Source organism: Sorangium sp. So ce1036 (assembly GCF_051369805.1).
GTDB lineage: Bacteria > Myxococcota_A > Polyangia > Polyangiales > Polyangiaceae > Sorangium > Sorangium cellulosum_F.
Genome location: NZ_JBBMOX010000001.1, coordinates 4,639,071 through 4,661,693, shown reverse-complemented (window position 1 = coordinate 4,661,693; position 22,623 = coordinate 4,639,071). Strand labels below are relative to the sequence as shown.

At 73.6% G+C, this 22,623-nt stretch carries 14 protein-coding genes and 1 tRNA gene; 11 read left to right on the top strand and 4 right to left on the bottom strand.

All coding sequences use genetic code 11. The features are described 5' to 3' along the window. The first annotated feature begins 7 nt into the window (after nt 1-7). Genes WMF31_RS17670 through WMF31_RS17635 form a run of 8 tightly spaced genes read left to right on the top strand, consistent with a single transcriptional unit; the run spans nt 8 to nt 12,771 of the window. Nucleotides 8-1,153, top strand: coding sequence for a hypothetical protein (locus WMF31_RS17670; protein ID WP_436603068.1), 1,146 nt, complete (start codon nt 8-10; stop codon nt 1,151-1,153). After that, nucleotides 1,150-1,647 carry a phage baseplate assembly protein V gene (locus tag WMF31_RS17665; protein ID WP_436603067.1) on the top strand — a complete coding sequence of 166 codons (498 nt, stop codon included), beginning with the start codon at nt 1,150-1,152 and terminating at the stop codon, nt 1,645-1,647. Before WMF31_RS17670 ends, WMF31_RS17665 begins: the two co-directional genes overlap by 4 nt. Further along, nucleotides 1,647-1,982, top strand: coding sequence for a PAAR-like protein (locus WMF31_RS17660; protein WP_436603066.1), 336 nt, complete (start codon nt 1,647-1,649; stop codon nt 1,980-1,982). Before WMF31_RS17665 ends, WMF31_RS17660 begins: the two co-directional genes overlap by 1 nt. Then, nucleotides 1,979-2,338, top strand: a complete 360-nt coding sequence (locus WMF31_RS17655) for a GPW/gp25 family protein (protein WP_436603065.1) — start codon at nt 1,979-1,981, stop codon at nt 2,336-2,338. The genes WMF31_RS17660 and WMF31_RS17655 overlap by 4 nt, the downstream gene beginning before the upstream one ends. Nucleotide 2,339: 1 nt before the next feature. Beyond that, nucleotides 2,340-5,318 carry a putative baseplate assembly protein gene (locus tag WMF31_RS17650; protein WP_436603064.1) on the top strand — a complete coding sequence of 993 codons (2,979 nt, stop codon included), beginning with the start codon at nt 2,340-2,342 and terminating at the stop codon, nt 5,316-5,318. After that, the gene (locus WMF31_RS17645) at nt 5,315-7,891 is read left to right on the top strand and encodes a putative baseplate assembly protein (RefSeq protein ID WP_436603063.1); all 2,577 of its coding nucleotides are present in this window, start codon (nt 5,315-5,317) and stop codon (nt 7,889-7,891) included. Before WMF31_RS17650 ends, WMF31_RS17645 begins: the two co-directional genes overlap by 4 nt. A gap of 25 nt (nt 7,892-7,916) precedes the next feature. After that, nucleotides 7,917-10,082 carry a phage tail protein gene (locus tag WMF31_RS17640; protein WP_436603062.1) on the top strand — a complete coding sequence of 722 codons (2,166 nt, stop codon included), beginning with the start codon at nt 7,917-7,919 and terminating at the stop codon, nt 10,080-10,082. Nucleotides 10,083-10,092: 10 nt separating this feature from the next. Beyond that, entirely contained in the window at nt 10,093-12,771 is a 2,679-nt protein-coding gene (locus WMF31_RS17635; RefSeq protein ID WP_436603061.1) for a DUF6519 domain-containing protein, read from the top strand. An 842-nt stretch (nt 12,772-13,613) separates the two neighbouring features. Here the strand turns inward: WMF31_RS17635 and WMF31_RS17630 are convergent. The 4 genes from WMF31_RS17630 to WMF31_RS17615 form a co-directional block, all read right to left on the bottom strand. Then, complete coding sequence (locus WMF31_RS17630; RefSeq protein ID WP_436603060.1) at nt 13,614-14,903, bottom strand: vanadium-dependent haloperoxidase; 1,290 nt, start codon at nt 14,901-14,903, stop codon at nt 13,614-13,616. A 576-nt stretch (nt 14,904-15,479) separates the two neighbouring features. Beyond that, nucleotides 15,480-16,154 carry a hypothetical protein gene (locus WMF31_RS17625; RefSeq protein WP_436603059.1) on the bottom strand — a complete coding sequence of 225 codons (675 nt, stop codon included), beginning with the start codon at nt 16,152-16,154 and terminating at the stop codon, nt 15,480-15,482. 172 nt (nt 16,155-16,326) lie between these two features. Beyond that, a tRNA-Glu gene (locus WMF31_RS17620) sits at nt 16,327-16,401 on the bottom strand. 262 nt (nt 16,402-16,663) lie between these two features. After that, nucleotides 16,664-16,909 (bottom strand): hypothetical protein, encoded by a 246-nt coding sequence (locus WMF31_RS17615; RefSeq protein ID WP_436603058.1) that lies wholly within the window; start codon nt 16,907-16,909, stop codon nt 16,664-16,666. Between the two features lie 440 nt (nt 16,910-17,349). Here WMF31_RS17615 and WMF31_RS17610 point away from each other — a divergent pair, with 440 nt between their 5' ends. From WMF31_RS17610 to WMF31_RS17600, 3 genes are all read left to right on the top strand, one after another. Next, complete coding sequence (locus WMF31_RS17610; protein ID WP_436603057.1) at nt 17,350-19,581, top strand: TonB-dependent receptor plug domain-containing protein; 2,232 nt, start codon at nt 17,350-17,352, stop codon at nt 19,579-19,581. Further along, nucleotides 19,578-20,657: an HmuY family protein gene (locus tag WMF31_RS17605; protein ID WP_436603056.1), complete on the top strand. Its 1,080-nt coding sequence runs from the start codon at nt 19,578-19,580 to the stop codon at nt 20,655-20,657. The genes WMF31_RS17610 and WMF31_RS17605 overlap by 4 nt, the downstream gene beginning before the upstream one ends. Before the next feature lie 133 nt (nt 20,658-20,790). After that, nucleotides 20,791-22,599, top strand: coding sequence for a hypothetical protein (locus tag WMF31_RS17600; protein ID WP_436603055.1), 1,809 nt, complete (start codon nt 20,791-20,793; stop codon nt 22,597-22,599). Nucleotides 22,600-22,623: the final 24 nt, after the last annotated feature.

The following is a 22,623-nucleotide window of genomic DNA, read 5'->3' as shown; positions in this document are numbered from 1 at the left end:
CGTCCGGATGCTCCCGGGCGCCGTCCTGACGCTCCTCTGCGGCCCCGCGGTCCCGCTGCCGGCGCCGGATCTCGCCGCGCTGCTCGACACCGTGTCCGTCAGCCACAGCGACGAGGGGCGCTCGACGTTCCAGATCGTGTTCCGCGCGCTCCGCGACACGGTCACAGGGCTCATCGATTATCCGGTCCTGCTCAGCCAGCGCGTGAAGGTCGGCACGCGCATCGTCCTCGTCGTCACGGTGAACGCGATTCCGCAGGTCCTGATGGACGGGATCATCACGCACCAGCAGCTCAACCCGGGCGACAAGCCGGGCAGCGGATCCATCACGGTCACCGGCGAGGATCTCGGGGTGCTCCTCGATCAGCTCGAGGTGCGCATGCCGTTCCCGGGCAACGACACCGCGCTCGCCTACACGCTGCTCGGGCCCTACGCCGCGCTCGGCCTCACGCCCATGGTGCTGCCCCCGCCCACGGACGTGCCGCCGGATCCCACGCGCGAGCTGCCCCACCCCCAGGGCACCGCCTGGGCCATCCTCACGCAGAAGGCGCAGCAGCACAGCTTCGTGTTCTTCGTCCTGCCGGGCCCCCTGCCGGGGCAGAGCATCGCGTACTTCGGCCCGCGCATCCCCGCGTTCTTGCCGCAGCGCGCGCTCACCACCGGCATGGGGGCGGCGAACAACGTCACCAGCATCTCCTTCCAGCACGACGGCACCCAGTCGACGCAGGTGATCGGCCTCGTGCAGGACGACAACCCCGCGGCCACGGTCCCGCCGCTGCCCGTCTACGGCCTGCCGCTGCTCACGCCGCCGCTCGCCGCGATGCCCTCGCTCTATGTCAACGCGCCCATCATGAAGACCAAGTTCCTGGAGGCGACGGCGCGCGCGAACTACGTCCGCGCCCTGCTCCAGGCCTCGTCCGAGACCACGGCCTCCACCGTGAAGTCGGTTACGGCGTCGGGCGAGCTCGACACGGCCCGTTACGGCGCGCTGCTCTACGCGCGGCAGCTTGTCGGCGTCCGCGGCGTCGGATACAGCTTCGATGGCCTCTATTACGTCAAGAGCGTCTCGCACTCGATCCGGCGGGGCGAGTACAAACAGAGCTTTCAGCTCTCGCGCGAGGGCCTGGGGGCCACGGTCCCGGCGGTCATCCCATGAGCACCTACTTCGGCAAGTACCGCGGCACCGTGATCAACAACTTCGATCCGCTGCAGATCGGCCGCGTCCAGATCAGCTGCCCGGCCGTGCTCGGCGAGAGCGTGCTCGCGTGGGCCATGCCGTGCGCGCCCTACGCCGGCGACGGAGAGGGCCTGTGGCTGGTCCCGCCGATCGGCGCGAACGTGTGGATCGAGTTCGAGGCCGGCGATCGCGACAAACCGATCTGGGTCGGCGGCTTCTGGAACGTGGGGCGCACGCCCGCGCTGCCCGGCCTGCCCACCACGAAGATCCTCAAGACCTCGGGCGCGACGCTCAAGCTCGACGATCTGCCGGGCGCGGGCGGGGTCACGATCGAGGTCGGGCCGCCGGTCGTCGGCGTGCCGGTGAAGATCGTGCTCAGCGCGCAGGGCGTCGAGATCTCCTGCGGCGCGGCGAGCGTGAAGCTCGATCCGGCCCGCGTGAGCCTCAACAACGGCGCGCTGGAGGTGATCTGATGGGCTCTCCGGTGCTGCACCAGGGCGCGCAGATCCAGTGCCCGCACGGCGTGCCGGCGCAAGCCGTCCCGTCGCAGGTCCGCGTCACCGTCGGCGGCCAGCCGATGCTCACGCAGATGGACACGTTCACGGTCGGCGGCTGCCCGTTCCAGCTCCCGGGGCCCACGCCCTCGCCGTGCGTGCAGGTGCGCTGGCTCGTGGCCTCGACGCGCGTGCGCGCGGGCGGCGCGCCGGTGCTGCTGCAGACGAGCACGTCGCTGTGCCTGGCCGCCACCCAGGCGCCGCAGGGCCCGGCCGTCGTCGCGGCCGCCTCGCCGAGGGTGACGGCGCTATGAGGGCGCTCTCGTTCCCCTACCGGATCGACCAGACCGGCCGCACGGCCACGGTCTCCGCCGACGACGAGGTGCGCGAGCTCATCGAGCAGCTCCTCTTCGTCGCGCCGGGCGAGCGGATCATGCGGCCCACGCTCGGCAGCGGCGTCGGGCAGCTCGTGTTCGCGCCGGCGGGCGAGCAGCTCGCGGCCACGACGCAGCACCTGGTGCAGGGCGCGCTCCAGACGTGGCTCGGCGATCGCATCCTCGTCGAGAGCGTCGACGTCGCGGCCGAGGAGGCGACGCTGACCGTGTCCGTCCGGTACCGCGTGCGCCTGACCGCCGAGGCGAGCACCGTCGTCGTCCGGGGCGAGGTGTAACGTGAGCGCGTTCGAAGGCCGCCGCCGCGCCCTCGAGGCCGCCTACTCCCTCGCGGACAACGGGCTCGAGCGCCTCGTGATCCCGGGCGCGGATCCGTCGCGCGACCCGGCCGATCTCCCGCTCCCCGCGGCCGGCCTGCCCGCGCGCATCGCCGGGCGCGTGGCGCTGCTCCGGTTCGTGACCCCGCGCGACGTCGCGGCGCTCTCGCCGGCCGAGGTGCACGTCGAGGGCGCGACCGCGCGCTGGATGGTGACGGCCCCGGAGCTCGGGACGATCCAGGGGCTCGACGGCGCGCTGCAGCAGGACGAGCTCGACTGGTTCGCCGCGCTCGCCGCGGCGATCGAGGCGCACCCGGGGCTGCCCGGGCGCTGGCTGATCGTGCACACGGAGGCGGCGCTGCCGGCGACCGTGACGGTCGCGCTCCGGGCGGGCCCGGGGAGCACGGCCCCGCCGAGCGGGTTCGAGGCGCGCCTCGCGTCGCTCCACGCCGCGCAGGCCCCGCCGTTCTCGGCCGCGGCGCGCGCCGCGTGGCTCAACGCGATCCACCACGTGCTGGTCGCGGATCAGCGCCCGCTCCTGTCCGAGCGGCTCCGGCAGCGCGTGGTGTTCGTGCGCTTCGCGACCGCGTTCGGCGTGACCGACCTGCGCGCGTCGAACCTGTCCATCACCGGCGGCGTGCGCCAGCCCGAGGTGCGCGTGCGCTGGGCCTGGCCGCTCGCGGACATCGCCGCCGTGGTCGATCCCGAGCTGACCGGCGCGGAGCGCGCCGAGCTCGGGGCGTTCGCCGCCGAGCGCGCCGCGCGCGGGGACGCGGAGGCGTGGCTCGCCGTCTGCACCGAGGAGCGCGGCGACTTCTCGCTCTACACGCTGCGCGTGTCCGGAGACCCCCTCTTCGACGTCCTGCTCTCCGCCGCCACCGTCAACTTCAAGATCGACTGCCCCTCGCCGCTCGATTGCCGGACCGACGCCTCGTGCGCGGCCGAGCCGCCCGCGCCGCCCGTCCTCGACTACCTCACCCGCGATTTCAACGGCTTCCGGCGGCTCCTCCTGGATCGGCTCGCCGTGCTCGGCGCGGCGGACGCCGAGCAGACCCCCGCGGGCATGTGGTCCGTGCTCGCGGATCTGATCGCGGCGCGCGCCGACCAGCTCGCGTACGCGCAGGACGCGGTCGCGACCGAGGCGTACCTGCACACCGCGCGGCTCCGGCCCTCGGTGCGGCGCCACGCGCGCCTGCTCGACTACCGGATGCACGACGGCGTGAACGCGCGCGCCTTCGTCCACCTCGCCGCGGGCGCGGGGGTGGACCGCGCGGACGCGGTCGCGGTCGGCGACCTCTTCCTCACGCGCCTCCTCGGCGCGAGCGCCCTCCTGCCGCCGAGCGCGCTCGAGGCGACGCTGCCGCCGGAGACGCAGGTGTTCCGCGCGATCCTGCCGCTCGGCAGGCTCGCCGAGGCGCACAACGAGATCACGATCTACGCGTGGGGCGAGAGCGATCTGTGCCTGCCCCGGGGCACGACGCGCTGCGCGCTCCTCGACGCGGGCCGCGCGCTGAAGCTCAAGAAGGGCGACCTCCTGCTCCTGGAGGCGACCGCGAGCGCGGCCACGCGGGCGGCCGAGGACGCGGACCCCGCCCTGCGCCACGTCGTGCGGCTCTCGAAGGAGCCGAAGGAGGTCACGGATCCGCTCCTCGCGCAGGACGTCCTCGAGGTGGAGTGGCTCGTGGAGGACGCGCTGCCGTTCGACCTCCCGGTGCTGCAGGACGGGCGTCCGCTCGCGGTCGCGCGCGGCAACCTCACGCTCGTGGATCACGGCCGGCCCTTCACCGAGGCGCTCTCGGTCGCCTCGTGGGGCAGCCGCGGCCGGCTGGGGGCGCGGCTCGGCCGGACGGACCTGACGTTCGCGACCCCGCCGCCGATCTGGGACGACACCGCCGCGCCCGACTGGGAGAGCACGACGTGGTCCGCGAGCGCGGTGGTGCGCCAGGCGCCGCAGCGAGCGTTGCCCGCCGTGACGCTGCGCGGGGACGACGGCGTGACGTGGGCGCCCCAGCGCGATCTCCTGGCCTCGGATCGCTCCGCGGCGGAGTTCTGGGTGGAGATGGAGTCGAGCGGCCGCGCGTGGATCCGCTTCGGCGACGGCACCACCGGCCGGAGGCCCGGCGGCGATGCCGCGTTCGAGGCGAGGTACCGCACGGGCAACGGCGTGCTCGGCAACGTCGGCGCCGGCGCCATCGCCCACCTCCTGTCGACGAAGCTCCCGGCCTCGGAGCTCGTGGCCGTGCGCAACCCGCTGCCCGCCACGGGCGGCGTCGATCCGGAGCCTCTGGACGTGGTGCGGAAGTCGGCGCCGTACGCGTTCCGGACGCAGGAGCGCGCGGTGACCCTGGCCGACTGGGCCGAGGTCGCGGGCCGGCACCGCGAGGTGCAGCGCGCGGTCGCGCGGATCGTGTGGACCGGCTCGTGGCACGCGGTGCGCGTGCACATCGATCGCGTGGAGGGCCGCCCGGTCGACGCCGAGTTCACGGCGGAGATCACCGCGTTCCTGGAGCGGTACCGGATGGCCGGGTACGGCCTCGAGGTCCGGGGGCCCGAGCACGTGCCGCTCGACATCGTGCTCGCGATCTGCGTCGAGCACGACGCCTGGCCCGAGGCCGTGGCGAGCAACCTGCGGCGGGCGTTCGGCACCGGCCTCCTGCCCGACGGCACGCGCGCCTTCTTTCATCCCGACAACTTCACCTTCGGACAGAGCGTGTACCTGAGCCAGATCGTCGCGGCGGCCATGGCGGTGCCGGGCGTGCGCTGGGTCGACGCGCGGCCGGAGAACCCGGCGAACCATTTCCGGCGCTGGTCGACCGCCGGGCACGACGAGCTCGCCTCGGGCGTGCTCCGCGTGGGGGCGCTGGAGATCATCCAGTGCGAGTCGAACCCGAGCGCGCCCGAGCGCGGTCGGATCCACTTCAACGTGGAGGGCGGAGCATGAGCGCGATCGGATGCTGCGAGCCCGCGGAGCCCGAGCGCGACAACCCCCCCGGGCAGCCGGCCCTGCGCTACCGCACGGGCACGTGGGCCACGTTCCGCGCGGCCATGGTGGCGAGGCTGCCGCTGCAGACGGTGCCGCCCGATCGAGAGGACGGCGCGCGGCCCCTCCAGGCGCTCACCGCGCGCGACGCGTCCGACCCGACCATCGCGCTCCTCGACGCCGCGGCGTGCGCGCTCGACGTGCTCACGTTCTATCAGGAGCGCCACCTCAACGAGGTCTTCATCGGCACCGCGACGGAGCGCGTGTCGCTGGTGCAGATCGCGCGCGCGCTCGGGTACGAGCCCGGCCCGGGCGTCGCCGCGTCGGGCTACCTCGCGTTCACGGCGTCGTCGCTCTCGACCGGGCCCGTGATCGTGCCGACCGGCACCGCGGTGATGGCCCTCCCCGAGGGCAACGCCCCGCCGCCCATCTTCGAGACGAGCGAGGCGATCGAGGCGCTCGCGGCGTACAACGCGCTGCCCGTCACGAAGCGAAGGCCGCTCACGCCGCTCGCCACGGGCGACGGCTGGGTCTGGGTCTCGGGCGTGGCCACGCGCGCGCAGCGCGGCGACGGCGTGCTGCTCTACGGCGCCGACCGCGACGCGACCCCGGGGAGCGAGCGGTGGGAGTTCCGGCGCATCACCTCGATCGAGATCGACGCCGCGCGCGATCAGACGAAGCTCGTGTTCGAGCGCGGGCTCGGCGACTCGAGGACGCCTCCGCCCGAGCAGGTGCTCGCGGTCTTGATCTTCCGCAACCGCGCCTCCCTCTTCGGGCACAACGCGCCGGACTGGAAGACCCAGTCGGACCAGGCGCAGCTCACCGCGTGGTGGAGCGCGGGCGGCGCGATGGACGGCGTGCCCACCGAGGGCACGGACGGCCGCACGCGCCTGCTCAGCCGCACGCGCCCCGATACGAAGGCCCCGTGGCCGGTGACCGAGTGGCCCAGGTTCGCGCTGTCCGAGGAGTCGGCGGTGAAGAACGGCTTCGTCGACCTCGACCGCGAGTACACGGGCATCGTGCCCGGGAGCTGGGTGGTGCTCGCCGACCCGTACAACGTCGAGGCGTACCGCGTGCGCCGGGCGAGCCCGAGGTCGCGCGTGGACTTCACGCTCACGGCCAAGGTCACGCGGCTCAAGCTCGAGGGCGAGCGACTCGACGAGCTCGATCGCCGCGCGACCACGGTGTGGTGCGAGCCCGACGCGTTCCTCCGTGTCGGTGAGCCCGACACGAGCGCGGTCACGGGCGCGACCGTCACGCTGAACGGCGTGTTCTCCGGCCTCGAGGAGAGGATGCTGTCCGTGTACGGCCCGGACGTCTCGACCGGCAGCCCGCGCGGCGAGGTCGTGAAGATCGTCGCTGCGAGCGTGGCGGACGGCCTCACGACGCTCACGCTGGACCCGCCGCTCGCCGGCGCGTACCTGCGGGACGCCGTGGTGCTGAACGCCAACGTGGCGCGGGCCACGCACGGCCAGACGGCGCCGAGCGAGGTGCTCGGCAGCGGCAACGCGGCGCAGCCGCTCCAGCGCTTCGTCCTCAAGGGCAAGCCGCTCACGCACGTGTCCTCGCCCGCGGATCCGAGCGGCGCGGAGCCGGCGCTCACCGTGCGCGTCGGAGGCGTGGCGTGGAGCCGCGTGCCCTACTTGCACGGCCAGGCACCGGACGCGCTCGTGTACGCGCTCCGCTACGCGTCGGACGGGACGACCGTCGTGGAGTTCGGCGACGGGATCACGGGCGCGCGTCTCCCCGCCGGCGCGGAGAACGTCGTCGCCTCGTACCGCACGGGGCTCGGCCTCGCGGGGGAGGTCGGGCCGGGCCGCGCCTCGCTGCTCACGCGAAAGCCGGCGGGGATCGACGGCGCCATGAACCCGACCGCGTTCTCCGGCGGCGCGGACCCCGAGGGGCCGGACGAGATCCGGCGGAACGCGCCGACCACCGTGCTCACGCTCGATCGCCTGGTGTCGCTCCAGGACTACGAGGATTACGCGCGGACGTTCGCCGGGATCGGCAAGGCGCTCGCGGTCGGCATCTGGGCCGGGCAGCGACGCCTCGTCCACCTCACCGTCGCGAGCGCGAGCGGCAAGCCCCTGGCCCCGAGCGATCCCGTGATCGTGGACCTCGAGCTCTCGCTGCGCAGCTACCAGGATCCCATGCACCGCGTCGTGATGGACAGCTACAGCGCGCGGTGGTTCGGCGTGGAGGCCCGGCTCCTCATCGAGCCCGCCCATCGCTGGGAGGACGTCGACGCGGCGGCGCGCGCGGCGCTCCTGTCGCGCTTCGACTTCGCGAGCCGCGCGTTCGGGCAGGGCGTGACGCCCGCCGAGGTCGTCCGCGTCCTCACGTCGGTGAAGGGCGTCCGCGCCGTGGATCTCGACAGGATCTTCCGCGTCGACGATCCGACCCAGGCTGCCCCGCCCGGCCTCGTCCTGGAAGCGCGCGGGCCCCAGACCAGCGGCGGCGCCCGGCAGATCGCGGAGCTCCTCCTCGTGTCCACGGCCGCTTCCGACGTCGTCCTGACGAGGATGTCCGAATGAGCGCCCGTCCGAAGAGGATGTCCGAATGAGCGTCCGCGAGACCCTTTACGCGCAGCTGCCTGCGGTCTACCGCCGCCGCGACGCCGAGCTCGGCGGCCCGCTGCGCGCCTTGCTCGCCATCATCGACGAGCAGCTCCAGGCGGTCCAGGCCGACATCGAGACCGCCTGGGACAACGCCTTCATCGAGACCGCCGAGGAGTCGCTGGTCCCTTACATCGGCGAGGCGCTCGGCCTCCCGGTCGCGCGCGAGGTGCGGGCCATCGCGTTCAGCCGGAGGGCCTTCGTGGCCAACACGATCGGCTACCGGAGGCGCAAGGGCACGGCGGCGATGCTCGAGCTGCTCGCTCGCGATCTCACGAACTACCCGGCGCGCGTGGTGGAGCTCTTCACCCGCATGACGTGGAACGAATCCATCAACCACCCGACGGGGCGCCCCGCGACGCTGGACATCCGGCGCACGAGCGCGCTCGAGCGCCTCGGCGGTCCCTTCGAAGAGGCGACGCGCACCGCCGAGGTGCGCCGGATCGCGTCGGGGCGCGGCACGCACAACCTGCCCAACGTCGGGTTGTTCCTGTGGCGCACGCGCATCTGGCCGCTCGCGGGCGTGACCGCGACGTCCATGTCGCTCGCCGGCCAGGCGGCGTATCGATTCAGCCCCCTCGGCGAGGATCGGCCGCTCTACGCCGCGATCGAGACCGAGACCGATCCCGCGGCGATCGCGACCGAGGCCTCGGTGCCTCTCGCGCTGTCCAGGCGGCGGCTCTGGGCGCGGGCGCGCGCGCTGAAGGCGGACATGACCTGGCCGTTCTGGATCGAGGTCCACGGCCGCGACGCCGGCGACGCCCCCGTCGTGCGCAAGGTGGCCCCCGGCCAGATCGACATCTGCGACCTGTCGGCGATCGCGACGGTGCCCGCCGCGCCTGCCCCTGACCGCGTCGAGGTCGATCCGCAGATCGGCCGCCTCGTGCTCGGCTCGGATTTCACGGCCGGGCTGAGCGACATCGAGGTCACGACCGGGCATTTCATCGCCACCACGGGCGAGCTCGGCGCCGGCCCCTGGGAGCGCGACGCGCTCGTGCAGGAGTGGCTCGCGCGCTGGACCGGGGCGCCCGAGAGCCGGACGGTCACCTTCCAGATCCTCGTGGTGCGCGACCGCACCGGCCCGGACATCGTGGCCACGCTCGACGACGCCGTCCAGCAGTGGAACGGCTTCGTCGCCGGTCTCCCCGACGACGAGGCCAGGAGCCGCGCGCTGGGCCTGATCCTCGTCGGCGACAGCCGCACGCACGCGGCCCCCGCCACCGCCATCGAGGTGCCCTCCGGCGCCGTGCTCGGCATCCTCGGGGCGACCTGGCCGGAGCCCCCGGACGGCGCGCTGCCCGGCCGCCCGAAGGGGCAGCTCGCAGCGGACTCGGTGCGGCCCATCGTGGCAGGCGACCTTCGTGTCCGCGGCGCCGCGACCACCGCCGAAAACCGCGGCGAGCTGCTCGTCAGCGGCCTCGTCGTGACGGGCCGCGTGGTCGCCCTGGCCGGCTCGCTCCAGGGGCTGCGCCTCGTGTCGGCCACGGTGCTCGGCACGAACGCGATCGACGTGGTCACCGCGAACGCCGACAACGCCGCGCTCGAGGTCCACGCGTCCCGCTCGATCCTCGGCGACATCGAGGCGGCCGGCGCGATCGGCGGCATCCACCTAATCGACACCGCCGTCACGGGCCGAGTGCACGCGCCCGAGACCGCGATGACCGCGGACGGGTCCACGGTGCTCGGCGCGTGCGAGCTCGGCGCGCTCAGCGCGTCGAGCTCGATCTTCGCGGGCCCGGTGACCGTGGAACAGCACCAGGAGGGGTGCCTGCGCTTCTGCTACGTGCCGGCCAGCAGCCGGACGCCTCGGCGGTTCCGGTGCCAGCCCGACCTCGCGCTGGAGGAGGCCACCCAGGCGGGCGACGCGTCCGCGGCCGCGCTGGTGCCCCTCCGCGTCCGCCCGCGCTTCGTCAGCGCCGATCCGATGGCGCCGGGCTTCTTGCTGCTCGCCCCGGACGCGGCGCCCGAGCTCCGGGGGGCCGCGGAGGACAGCGGCGAGCCCGGCTCGTGGAACCACCTGCAGCACGGGATCCGCCTCGCCAATCTCCGCAACGCTCTCCCTCAATTCCTGCGCTTCGGCCTGGAGCCGGGCATTTTCTTCCTCGTGTGAGGCCACAGCCATGAACGGCGATCTGACCCGCTCCACGTTCGACCCCGACGACAACTTCACGGCGGTCCGTTCCCAGCAAGGGCGCGTGACGCTCGACGCCGACCACAACGAGCAGGTCGATATCCAGCTCCACGACACGCGTGAAGGTCGCGCCCGCCTCGTGGGCGGCTCGGGGGCGCCGGCCGACGACGCCGGCTTCGCCGTCACGCTGAACGGCGCTGGCGTCCCCGAGGTCGGTCCGGGCCTTTACCTCGTGAACGGCATCCGCGTGCGCAACGGCGCCTCCTTCCAGCTCGGCGCCGCGCAGCCGTTCCTCCCGGGCCTGAACCCGCTGCCTGCGCAGGACGGCGCGTGGCTCGCGTACCTCGAGGTGTGGGAGCGTCCGCTCACCGCGGTCGAGGAGCCGTCCATCCGCGAGGTCGCCCTCGGCGGACCGGACACCACGCTGCGCGATCAGGCGGTGTGGCAGGTCCGGTGGCTGCGGGTGGACGACGTCAACGAGGGCACCTGCGCGTCGGCCGCCGTGGCGCTGGCGTCGCTGGCGCAGCGCTACGACGGCACGCTCCAGCCGCGCCTCGAGCCGAGCGGGGTGAGCGGGCCCTGTATCGTGTCCGAGGCCGCCGCCTTCCGCGGCCTGGAGAACCAGCTCTACCGGATCGAGATCCACGCCGGGAACATCGCCGCCGACGGGTCGTCCATCGCTCAGACCCCCACGTTCAAGTGGAGCCGGGACAACGGCGCGGTCGTCGCCTCGGCCGTGGCGCTCACCTCCCAGTCGCCGGTCGTCCTGCAGGTCGATCGGCTCGGCCCCGGCGGCGCCGCCGGCTTCGAGATCGGCTGCTCCGTCGAGATCCGCGGCGAGGCGGCCGTGCTGCGCGGCGAGCCCGGCATCCTGGCTCGCGTGGACGACGCGCGATCCGACGCGCTGGAGCTCACGTTGCTCGGCGGCGCGACGGTCTCCGCGCTCCAGATCGTGCTCGGCGGCAGCCGGGTGGTGGTCCGCCGCTGGGACGGCGCCGGCGCCGTCCCGATCACCGGCGGCTTCCAGAAGATCGAGGACGGGCTCGAAGTGCGCTTCGACGTCGGCGCTCGTTACCGCACGGGCGACTTCTGGCTCATCCCGGCGCGCACGGCCGTGCTGCCGGGCACCGGCCAGCAGCTCGACTGGCCGTTCGTCTCGCCGAGCTTCACGGCGCGGGGGTCCCAGGGACCTGCGCGCCACCGCGTGGCGCTCGCGCTGCTCGATCGCAGCGGGGGCACCTGGTCGCTCCGCAGCGATTGCCGCAAGCTCTTCCCGCCGCTGACCTCGATCTGGAGCCTCGACATCGAGGGCGGCGACGGGCAGCACGGCCGCGGCGGCGAGTGGCTGCCGGCGCCGCTCACCGCGGTGCTCACGCGCGGCAGCGCGCCCGTGCCGGGCGCCACGCTGCGCTTCCGCGTCGCCTCGGGCGCGGGCCTCATCAGCGCGACCGCTCCGACGTCGCCGGCGCCGGTGACGCAGGTCGATCTCGTGACCGACGGCAACGGCGAGGCGCGCGTCTACTTCCAGCTCGGCGCGGCGCCGACCCCGCGGCTCGCGGAGACCACGTGGGAGCCGGCGCTCGCGCAGACGGTCGAGGTCGCGCGCATCGGCCCGGCCGGGACGCCGGTGGGCGCGGCGATCACCTTCGTCGCGCAGGCGCTCGATCACTTCAACCTGCACATCGCCGGGGGCAACGGGCAGAGCGGCCGGCCGGGCGAGACCCTCGAGGTCGCGCTCCGCGTCCGCGTCGATGACGGCCAGCGACCGGTTCAGAACGCCGTCGTCGAGTTCGCGGTGCTGAACCGCGTCTTCGAGGGGACGCCGCTCAACGAGGCCCAGGGAGGCGGCGTCCACGACTCGAGCCAGGGCTTCGTGTCCGGCGAGAAGTGGCCCAGCGGCAACCTCTACCACACGGTGCGCACGCGGACGGACGCGAGCGGCGTCGCGCAGGTGCAGTGGAAGCTCGGCGAGCACCTGGGCCTCCCCACCCAGCGCGTCGAGGCTCGCCTGCTCGACCGGGTCAACAACCCCACCGCGCAGACCGCCCTGTTCCTCGCGCAGCTCGACGTGGCGCGCGAGATCACGTGGGAGCCGCTGGTGCCGTGGCTCGCCGCCGAGCTGCCCGGATCGCAGAACCGGCGCGTGCAGGCCGCGATCGACACGCTGGCCAGGCGCGTGGAGGAGCTCGCCGCGAGCACGAGCGCGTTCGATCCCTTCCTCGGGCTCGAGTGGCGCAACACGACCAACGGCGCGCTCACCGCGGTGAAGCCGCAGAGCGTCATCCTGCTGTCGGAGTTCGCCGCGCTGGTCTTCCGGAAGGATTTCCTCCTGCCGGATGGGCGCGACATGAGGGAGACCTCGCTGCACTCGGGCGTGCGCGTCTATGCCGAGCTGCCGGAGGAGCGCATGGACACCGGTCTCAAAGGGCTCGCACGCGTCCTCCACGTCAAGGGGAACGTCGCGAGGGGCAACCTGGACCGCTGGGAGTGGACGCTCTCCAGCGAGGCGCGGAGCGGGTTGATGGCGTTCCTCTCGTCCGTCCCGTCCGGGCTGGTCGTCCCGCTGCGCGTGAACGTCGTCCCGCGCTGGTTCCCCGGTGTCCTGCCGACGGACAGCACGGTGGTTCACGAGCTCTTGTTCGGCGTCGTCCGCATCACTGCCCAGTGAGGGGTCGAGAGCACCGAGCGCGCCGGCGAGCCTGCTGCGCGCTCCGCGGCGTCGATCGACGCTCGCTCCCAGCACGGCAGGATTCCTCGCTCGCTCGCGCTCTCTTGCCTCGGGACGCTGGCGACGGACGACGGGTACGGTCCTGGCGCCGCCTCATCCAGCTCGCGCGCCGGGCGGGCCACAAAAAAAAGCTCGGAGCCGTGGTTGGCCAGCACCGGCTCCGAGCTGTCGCTCACCCGCTTTCCCGAGGCCTGGCTGGCACGTAAACCCCGCGGGCGCATTCCTGGTGCGGTTGCTACTGGACACTCCGCCACGGCTTGGACCGAAAGTCCTGCTGGTCGAGCACGGCGCAGAGACTCTTGCCAGAGCGCATAGCGTCCAACATGAGGCTGAACCGATCGACCTACATAACCCCGGGTTTCGACGCAGCTAAAAGATGCTGTTCGCTTGCCTTTGATTGGTCTTCGCTTCGTCCGCCGGCCTGTCCACACCGGCTCGCTCTACTATTTCCGCTCGCAGACTCCGTCTCAGGATCTCTATCCTACCGCGACGGTGCAGGCAGATGCAAGGTCGACGAGGGGCTGGGCCCGACCGGCCGAGGGCGCAGGGCGGCTGCCCCGGAGCGGCCGGCCGGGCGCCGACGTCCCCGCGGCGGCCTCGCGGGCCTCGCGGGCCTCGCGGGGAGGCGCGCCGCGGTATCCGGCGCGATGACGGAGGCGGCGAGCCTGAGCGCCGTCGCGAGATCGACCCGCTGCGCCGGGAGCACGGTCGCAGGAGCAAGCGAGAGCTCTCGGCCAGCGACGATGGCAACGAGACTGGCGCCCCTGGCGGGCGCCGGTCTCCTACAGCCGCCGGAGGAAGCTCCTGCGCACGTAGCGGGCTATCTGCCTGCCCGCCTCGGCGCCCACCTCGGACGACCCGCGGAAGTGCATACCCCCCCACACGCGAGCGTTGATGACGCCGTCGATCGCGTCCTCCAGCGATGCGTACTCGATGGTGCCGCACCCGCCAGTCCCCAAGAGCGGCGTGGACAGCTCCCCCAGGCCGAAGAGGTGCGCCAGCGCGTACAGGCCCGAGCCGCTCACCATGGGGTGGCCGGCGGGGTACTCCTGGTTCGACGGGGTGATCAAGAAAGGATCCCAGTCGCCCCCCGGATGGTAGTGCTCGATCGCCGTGAACGGCCGCCAGAAGTTGTAGAAGTTCTTGCTGTTCACGTTGGAGATCATCGCGTCCGCCTGGGTGATCCCCATGAGCGCGAACATGCGCGCGGTCCTGTGGTTGTTCAGGCCGAAGTCGCTGGCGAGCTGCCTCGCGAACGTCAGCGTGGAGGCGAACCCGACCCCTGGGCAGGCCTCCCACCAGAAGGCCTCGAACGACTGCTGCGCCGTGCGCACCGCGCTGTCGTCCGCGGCGTACGCGCGGACCTCCTCGATGTCGGCGATGTGCGCCGGGTCGTCGAAGCTGGGCGGCGGATCGACCAGGAACTGGTCGTTCGAGGTCATCGCCCACGGCTGCACGTCTCCCCACCAGTGGAACGATGGCTGCTCGGCACCGGGATACGTATCTTCGGAGGCGAGCTGCACGTACTGCCCCGGAGGGCCGGTCCTCGGGTCGTCGTCGCCGTCGTCGTCGGGCCACACCCACAGCGTGGCGTTGGGGTTGTTCCACCCGTCGTTCAGGCGCGCGTTCCAGAGCCGCCGGGCCGCCTTCCGCCCGACGCGAATCCCCTCTGCCTTCGCGGGGCCGCTCGGGATCGCGGCGAGCTGCGCGGCGTAAAGGCTCTCGACCTGCGGCCGGAGGTCCTCCAGGAGCGGGTTATGGAAGGGTGGAGGGAGGCTCGGGTCGGAGAAGAAGTCGATGTACCGTTTCAGCATCGTCCGCCCCGCGGCGGCCAGGGCGGCCTTCGGGCTGGCGGGGCCCGTGGTCTCCACGGGCGGCAGATAGGTCTCGAAGCGAGCGCTTCCGGGGATGGAGTTGAGCGCGTCATGAATCGAGACGTTCAGCAGGGCCGCGAGGCGAGAGTGCATGAAGAAGCCCGACAGGGGCTCCATCTGCGCCATGATCTCGTTCCAGTCATTCACCTCCTCGTGCGCCCGGGCCTCGCCCGCCCACGAGAGGGTGACGGCCGACACGACGGCTGCCAGCAGGCCCTCCCGCCCTCGGCCGGCGAGGCCGACGCGGCGTGAGGTAGATCCTCGCGCTTGGTCACCTTTGAGTAAAGTCATTCGACGCCTCCAGTGCAGGGGCAGATCGCCCGATGGGCTCATCGGGCGCATGGCCCCTAACATAGGAGTACCCTCGGGCTCAGTCGCTGTAAATCCAGTTCGATACCGCGCGCGCGAGGACGCCCGGTGCGCGCCTCGGTCCTCGCATTCCGTGGGCCGCCGTGACCCCTCCGCGGCGAGCCCACCCCACGAACGGTGACCGGGTTCGCACGCACGACCGACGACGCGACCCGCCTTCGCGGGCCGCAGGCTGGCCCCGCCGCCCGGCACCAGCAGCGCCAGGCGCCGGGCGCTCTCGCCGGTGGCGGCGACGCTCTCGGGCGGCGCCGCGCTCCTCGGTGGCGCCCTGGGCGACATGAGGAGTTCCTCTGTCTCGCGGCGCACGCGCATTCGACAGGCGCCGCCGATCATCATGATGGCGCGCTGGCCAGTGACAGCGAGACGACCGTCTCGTTGTCTCAAGCAGCATGCAACGTGGCAGGCTCAACCGCCCGAGACCCCCATTCTCTGTCCTTCCGCGCGGGTCAGCCCCATGGCGACGGCCACGCCGAGGGCCCGCTGCTGGCCCTGGGCCTCCTCGTAGGCGTCCATGATGATCGCCGAGCGCTCCTGCTGGCCGAGCGCGCCCCAATCATCCCAGATGACGTAGATGTGCACGGTCGCCCCAGTATCATCGGTCTCTTCCACGATATCTGGACGTGGCTCCACGGTACCCTGGTTGCGCCACTCATCGACCAGGCGCGCCCTGAGCTCGTCATGATGCCTGGGTGCGCGGCGAGCCCCACGCAAGCTGACTCTCTGTACTGGCATGATCACCTCCACGGCGACGACCAGTGCTTCCTGATCCAGGACACGAGTCCTCCGGACGAACTGCGCCCAGAACCAGAGGCTGTGCTTCCTCTCGGGGTCGATCGTCCGGATGAGCTCCGTCGCCCACTTCATCGCCGGACCGAACGACGGCCCGACCGCCGTCCCCGGGCCGGCGCCGCGCAGACGGAACGCCGCGTGCTTCAGCAGCATCTCCACCACGAACCCCGCAAGATCAATTGCGCCCGTCGTACGACCGCGCGTGAGCAACTCGGCCGCGTCGAAGTACCGCTCCTCCGCAGCGAGCAGGAAGCTCTGCGGCGTCTCCGGGGGCAGAAGGCTGCTCCGCAAGGCCGTGTCGACGCGCTCCTCCAGCGAGGATCCCGTTCCACCGCGGGAGGACGAGGACCGCGAGCGCGCCGCCGGAGCCCCCCTTCCCTTCCGCTCCGCGGGACACCGCTCGTTTCGGCAGAAGGGCCGGCCCACGGGGCTCACCTTCGGGAACCTGCTTGCGAAACCGGGGCGTCCCCAGCGGGATTCGAACCCGCGTAACAGCCTTGAAAGGGCTGGGTCCTGGGCCGGGCTAGACGATGGGGACCGGCGATGCGGCGCGGGAACCTACCGTCCGTCGTCGAGCAATGCAAGCCCAACCCGCTCCCTTTCGTTCAGTCGCCCCGCGCCGGCAGTCGCCCCGCGCCGGGTCCGCCGCCGCACGAGCCGGCCGCATCCGGCGGCAGCGGCTCGTCGCGGCGAGCTTCGCGGTTCGCGGCGGATGTCCCGCCCCGGCGCGCAGCGGGTGGCCCCGCCCCGGCGCTCCGCGACCTGGACCCACGACGCGCCCGTGCGTGGCCGCGCCGGTCTCAGCCCGTGGCATGCGTCGGCGTCCAGGCAGGAGCATCGCTCGCGGGGAACGACTCCTCCGAGGTCTCGTCGACCTTCTCTTCGTCCGCCGTCGTCTCGGAGCGCTCCTCGGCCGGTGTCCCCGGGGTCTCGCGGCGTTCCCCCGGCCCGCCCTTCCGTTCGCGGGGAGTGTCCCCGGCGTTCCTGGGGGTTTCCTCCCCTCGTTCCTCCCCTCGTTCCTCCGTCGTGTCCTCGTTCGCCTTCATGCGCACCTCCTCGGCCCGTTCCTGCTTCTTTCCGTGCACCTGGAGCCCTGCAGGCCCATCGCAAGGGGGGCCGGGCGAACGCACCGGAGCGCTGCGTTCCGGCCGCACCGGAGCGCTGCGTTCCGGCCGCACCGGAGCGCTGCGTTCCGGCCGCACCGGAGCGCTGCGTTCCGGCCGGGTCCCATCGGGGCCGCCCGGGCCGGATCGCCCGGTCCGGAGGTCCGCGCAGGGCGCAGCGCTCGCGCAGTTCGCAGCGGTGCGCGACGGCTCCTGCTGGCGCTCTTCCCGCTGCCCGGAGGCCCCCGAGGCGCTGGACGACCGCCCTGAATCGGGAGAGCATTCTGCCGCCTCGGCCGCCCTCGCGCCGACAGGGCCGAGCTCGCCTCCATGTCCTTGCCTCCGCGCCTCGAGCCTGCCGCTCCGCTGTCCCAGGGACGACCATGGCCCGTATCCGGCGCCTGACGCGCGCCGCGCAGCTCGCCGTCTACCTGCTTCCGCCGCTGCTCTCGGCGGCCCTGTCCCGCCCGGCGCTCGCGCAGCCTTCTGCCGCGCAAGCACCCGACGCACCGGCCTCCGACGCGCAGGCGCCCCGTCCCGCCGCACCGGCGCCCTCTCCCCCCGCGCCGGCTCCCGCTGCCCCCGCGCCCCCTCCCCCCGCGCCCACCTCGCCGCCCCCCGCGCAGCCCCTCGAGGTCGTCGTCACCGGCACCCGCACCCCCGAGAGCAGCCAGCGCGCCACGGTGCGCACGCGCGTCATCTCCCGCGAGGAGGCCGAGCGCCGCGGCGCCACCAACGTGGGTGAGGCGCTCGACGGAGAGCTCGGCGTCCAGGTCAACCCGAGCGCCTACGGCACGCTCGGCAACCCGAGCGCCATCCAGATCCAGGGCTTCGACCTCGACCGCGTCCTCGTCCTCGAGGACGGCGAGCGCGTCATCGGCGACGCCGGCGGCGCCATCGACCTCTCTTCCCTCCCGCTCGGCGACGTCTCCCGCATCGAGCTCGTCACCGGACCGACCAGCTCGCTCTACGGCACGAGCGCCATCGGCGGCGTCGTCAACGTGCTCACCGCGCCCCCGGCCCACCCGGGCTTCAGCGGCCGCGGCCGCCTCGAGGTCCGGAGCCGCGCCGGGCTCCTCGTCCAGGCGTCGGGCGCGTACCGCGGAGACCGCGCCTGGGCCAGCGCCGACGCCGCGTTTCAGCGCGAGGACAGCCTCTCCCTCGTCGAGCCCGCCGCCACCCCCGCTCCCCCGGATCCCCCGGATCCCACCGATCCCTCCAGCCCGCCCCCCACCCCCGGCGCCGCCTCCACCTCCTCCTCCGTCGCCCCCACCGCCCTGCCCGCGCGCTCGCAGCACCTCCTCGGCCTGCGCGCCGGCGCCGCGCTCGGCGACGGCATCGACCTGCGGCTCCGCGCGCGCTGGATCCACGACGCGCAGGACGGCATCGAGCAGATGGAGCGCCCCGGCCTCGGCGCCTACCTCGTCGACCTCCCCGAGGTGACCGACCGCATCTCCCTCCACCTCGCCGAGACGCTCGACCTCGGCGGCGGCTCCTCCCTCCGCCTCGCCGCCGGGCGGCAGTGGGCGTTCCGGACGAGCGGCCGCGACCTGCGCGGCTCGCCCGCCGAGGAGGAGCGCGAGCGCTCCAGCACCCTGCAGAGCTACGAGGCAACAGCCACCCTCGCCGATGGACGGCGCACCTGGGTCGCCGGCGCGCGCGCCGAGGTCGAGACGCTCGAGCAGGTGCTGAAGGTCACCGCGGTCTCCACCTCCGGCACCTCGGCGCGCCCGCCGCGCGACGAGGTCCCCGACACCCGGCTCGGCAGCGCCGCGCTCTACGGACAGCTCGCGTGGAAGCTCACCGACACGCTCACCGTCATGCCCGGCGTCCGCGGCGAGCTCCGCCTCCGCTACGGCGGCGTCGTCGCCCCCCGCCTCGCCCTCGCCTACCGGCCCGCGCCGCCCCTCACGCTGCGCGTCTCCGGCGGCCGCGGCTTCCGCGCGCCCAGCGCCAAGGAGCTCGGCTTCTCCTTCGACCACTCCGGCCTCGGCTACGTCCTCGAGGGCAACCCCGATCTCGCCCCCGAGACGTCCTGGGGCGTGAACGGCGACGTGACCTTTCGCCCCCGACAGGACCTCACCCTGCGCGCCGGCGGCTTCGCCAGCTGGGTGAGCGACCTCATCGACATCGACCCGAGGCCGCTCCGCTCCTCGGGCGGCGTCGATACCTATACCTACTGGAACATCGCCCGGGCGCGGACCTCTGGCGTCGAGCTCTCGGCGACCTTCCAGGCCGCCCCGTGGCTCCGCGCCGAGGCCGGCTACGCCTACCTCTGGACGCGCAACGACACCGCCGAGCAGCCGCTCGCCGGCAGACCGCCGCACACCGCGCAGGCCGCCCTCCGCGCCGACCTGCCGCTCCGCATCGAGCTCGTCGCCCGGCTCCGCGCCGTCACCGGCGCGTTCGTCGAGGAGGGCCTGAGGGCGCCCGGGTTCAGCACGCTCGACGCCCGGCTCGCCCGGCCGCTCTGGCCGTCGTCGCAGGCCTACGTCGGCGTGAGAAACCTGCTCGACGCGCAGAAGGACCCTGCCCGCCGCGGCGATCACCGCCCGCTCGAGGGCCGCACCGTCTACCTCGGCGTCGCCGCCGAGCTACCGTGGGAGGACTCATGACCCGATGGACCATCACCGCAGCGCTGCTCCTGCTCACCCCGGCGTGCAGCGAGGACGTGGGCGCAGGCGGATCGCGGGACGGCGGGGACGGCGCGCTCCTCGCGGTCGAGGTGCCGGCGTCAGGGAGCGTCCATGTCCGGCTCGCCACCCCCGAGGTCGTGGTCCCGACCGGCGACGCCGCGGCGTCGACCGCGTGGGATCTCGCCTTCTCGGGCTACGACGTCTTCACCAACAGCGGCCTGAGCGGCCCCGGCGACGGCGGGGCCCTGCCCCTCGGCCTCGAGGACTACAGGGCGGGCGACCTGCCGAGCACCCCCTTCCTGCTCGAGGACGAGCCCGGCGGCGCCTTCTCGAGCTGGTATGCCTACGACGGCGCGCAGCACGTCCTGTTCAGCCGCTTTCACGTCCACGCGATCGCGCACGAAGGCCGCTATTGGAAGCTCCAGATCCTGGGCTTCTACGGGGAGGTGGACGGGGCGCCGCTCGCGGGGATCTACCACCTCCGCTACGCCGAGGTGCTCCCCGAGGGCCCCGGCCCCACGGTCGAGCTCGCGGCGCTCGACGCGACCGCGGGCGGCGACGTCGACGACGACGCGGCGAAGGGCGCGTGCCTCGACCTCGCGCGCGGCGAGGCGCTCCCGCTCACGCCCGCCGAGGCGAGCGCGTCGACCGCGTGGCACGTCTGCTTCCGCAGGTCGCTCATCCGCGTCAACGGCGAGCTCGGCGGCCCCGGCGCCGCGCGCGGCGCCGACCTCCACGAGGCCGAGACGCGCTCCGAGTCGCTCGCCCAGGTCAAGGAGCGAACCGCGGCGTCCGAGGCGGCGCGGTTCGACACGGTCGGGTACGACACCCTCACCGATCCGACCGTCGTCTACCGCGGCGATCACATCACGACCGCCTTCACCGGGCGGTGGCTCGAGCCCGGCGCGAACCCCCCCGCGCCCGCGAGCGACGCCGCGTGGCTCATCCAGGGCGCAGACGGCGCGTCGCGCTTCGTGGCGGTGATCGAGCGCTTCGAGGGCGCGACCGACATTTCGCCGGGACGGGTGATAATTCGGGTCAAGCAACTGGAATGACATGCACTCGCGTCTTTCTGTGCGAGGCGGCGTGACAGCGGTGCGCAGCGCGTGACTTCACGCGGGGCCAGGGACATACTGCGCGCGCCGTGAGGGGGCGCCTTCGCGGCTCCGGATTCGAAGGAGCATGCTTATGTCAGAGTCGCCTGTCCCCGCGTCGGTCTCCCGATCTCCGTCTCCCGGGGACGGCACGTCGCCAGTCGGGCGCGGGGCGACGTCGGCGCGCGCGCGCCGCGGAGCGCTCCTGGTCGCGGCCGCGCTCGCCGCGGGCGCCTGCGGCGGCAAGGTGGTGGTCGACGGGGTCGCGCCGCTCGAGGGCGAGGGCGCCGGGGGCTCCGCGCCGGCCGGCGGCGGGGGCGCGTTCCCCCCTGGCGCGCCCCCGGCGAGCCCATCGGGCGCCGGGGTGGGCGACGACCTCGGCGAGGGCGGCGCGCCGCCGATCCCGCCGCTGGTCGCGACGGAGCACCACGTCCCCTTCGGGACCCCCGCGCCGGTGGCGATCCCCCCGGGCACCCTCGGCTTCACGGCCATCGCGAGGCGCGACACGCCGTCGCCGAGCTTCGAACCGGTCGGGATCAAGGAGATCCGCGACCCCGAGGGGACGCCGCTCGCCGCCGACTACTCGATCCCGGGCACCCTGGCCTTCTTCTACAACCAGGGGATCGGCACAGCGGCCGTGCCGCAGACTGGCACGACCGCGTCCGTGCCACTCGTGCCAGGCATCTACTGGGTCACCGTCGGCGACGGCACCTCCGAGGATCCGGACCTTCTGGCCCACCTCACGGTGTGGCGCCGCCAGACCCTCGATGGGCGCTTTCACGGCGGGATCATCGACATCAATGCGTTCATCGCCGGGGACGCGCACCCCGCCGAGTACGTGCAGCAGGCGCTGCGAACGGCCTACCAGGGCTACGTGGGGCTCCGCGTGGGACGGATCACGCCTCATTCGCTCGGGCGGGAGTGGGAGCGCATCGACGAGGAAAACCTCCCCCATGTGTTCGAGCAGACGGCCGGCGCGCCTGGCCGGCCTGCGCTGAACGTCATCGTGGTGTCGCAGCTCGACGGGGCGCTCCTGGGCGCGTCCGGCGCGACGCCCTCGGCGCCCGCGGTCGCCCTCGAGCACGGCACGCGCCTCAGCGGGCTCGTGGTCTTGCTGTACGGGAATCCGGTGATCGACACCATCATCCTGCGCCACGAGCTCGGCCATCTCGCCGGTCTGTTCCACACGACCGAGATCCAGCCCGGCTTCGGCGACCCGCTCGACGACACCGCGCAATGCGACGACGTGAATCGCCACATGGAGTCGTGCCCCGACTTCAGCAACATCATGTTCCCGACGGGCGGCGACTTCTCGGGCAAGATCACGCCGCAGCAGACGACGGTGATGCAGGCGAGCGCGTTCTACCGCGGCATCGTCGAGGAGGGCGGCGGCGCGGCCGATCCGCTGCCGGTGGATCCTGCCACGCCGGCGAGCGGGCCGAGCAGCGCGCCCCCGGCCGGCGGCGCGCCGCCGCGCGGGCCGGCGCCGGCGCCGGGACGCGGCGCCTGGGCGGCCGCGCTCCCGCCGCGCGCCGCGACGCTGCTCGCGGGGCACTTCTGCGCGCACAGCGTGGCCGCGGGCGTGGACTACTTCGCGCTGCTCCGCGCGGCCGGCGGCGCCGGGGTCGACCCGCTGCTCGCGGTGGGCCGCGATCCGGGCGCGCCGGCGCACGTCCGGGCGCGCGCCCTCGCCGCGGTCGGCCGCGCGGCCGCGCCGCCCGCGGGCGCGCTCGCGGAGCTCGAGGCGCTCGCCGCCGATCCGCGCCTGCCGCGGGTCGCGCGGCTCGGCGCCATCCAGGGCGTGGCGTCCGCCTCGCCCGCGGCCGCCCGCGCGCTCGCGGCGCGCCTGATCGCCGATCCCGACGAGGTGGTCGAGCGGATGGCGATCCACGCGGCGCGCTGACGTCGCGCGCGGCCCGGGCGGGCC

Bases quoted from the DNA above. Each gene is read 5' to 3' on its own strand.
- WMF31_RS17670 (WP_436603068.1), top strand. From the start codon at position 8: ATGCTCCCGGGCGCCGTCCTGACGCTCCTCTGCGGCCCCGCGGTCCCG.
- WMF31_RS17665 (WP_436603067.1), top strand. From the start codon at position 1,150: ATGAGCACCTACTTCGGCAAGTACCGCGGCACCGTGATCAACAACTTC.
- WMF31_RS17660 (WP_436603066.1), top strand. From the start codon at position 1,647: ATGGGCTCTCCGGTGCTGCACCAGGGCGCGCAGATCCAGTGCCCGCAC.
- WMF31_RS17655 (WP_436603065.1), top strand. From the start codon at position 1,979: ATGAGGGCGCTCTCGTTCCCCTACCGGATCGACCAGACCGGCCGCACG.
- WMF31_RS17645 (WP_436603063.1), top strand. From the start codon at position 5,315: ATGAGCGCGATCGGATGCTGCGAGCCCGCGGAGCCCGAGCGCGACAAC.
- WMF31_RS17640 (WP_436603062.1), top strand. From the start codon at position 7,917: ATGAGCGTCCGCGAGACCCTTTACGCGCAGCTGCCTGCGGTCTACCGC.
- WMF31_RS17635 (WP_436603061.1), top strand. From the start codon at position 10,093: ATGAACGGCGATCTGACCCGCTCCACGTTCGACCCCGACGACAACTTC.
- WMF31_RS17615 (WP_436603058.1), bottom strand. From the start codon at position 16,909: ATGAAGGCGAACGAGGACACGACGGAGGAACGAGGGGAGGAACGAGGG.
- WMF31_RS17610 (WP_436603057.1), top strand. From the start codon at position 17,350: ATGGCCCGTATCCGGCGCCTGACGCGCGCCGCGCAGCTCGCCGTCTAC.
- WMF31_RS17605 (WP_436603056.1), top strand. From the start codon at position 19,578: ATGACCCGATGGACCATCACCGCAGCGCTGCTCCTGCTCACCCCGGCG.
- WMF31_RS17600 (WP_436603055.1), top strand. From the start codon at position 20,791: ATGTCAGAGTCGCCTGTCCCCGCGTCGGTCTCCCGATCTCCGTCTCCC.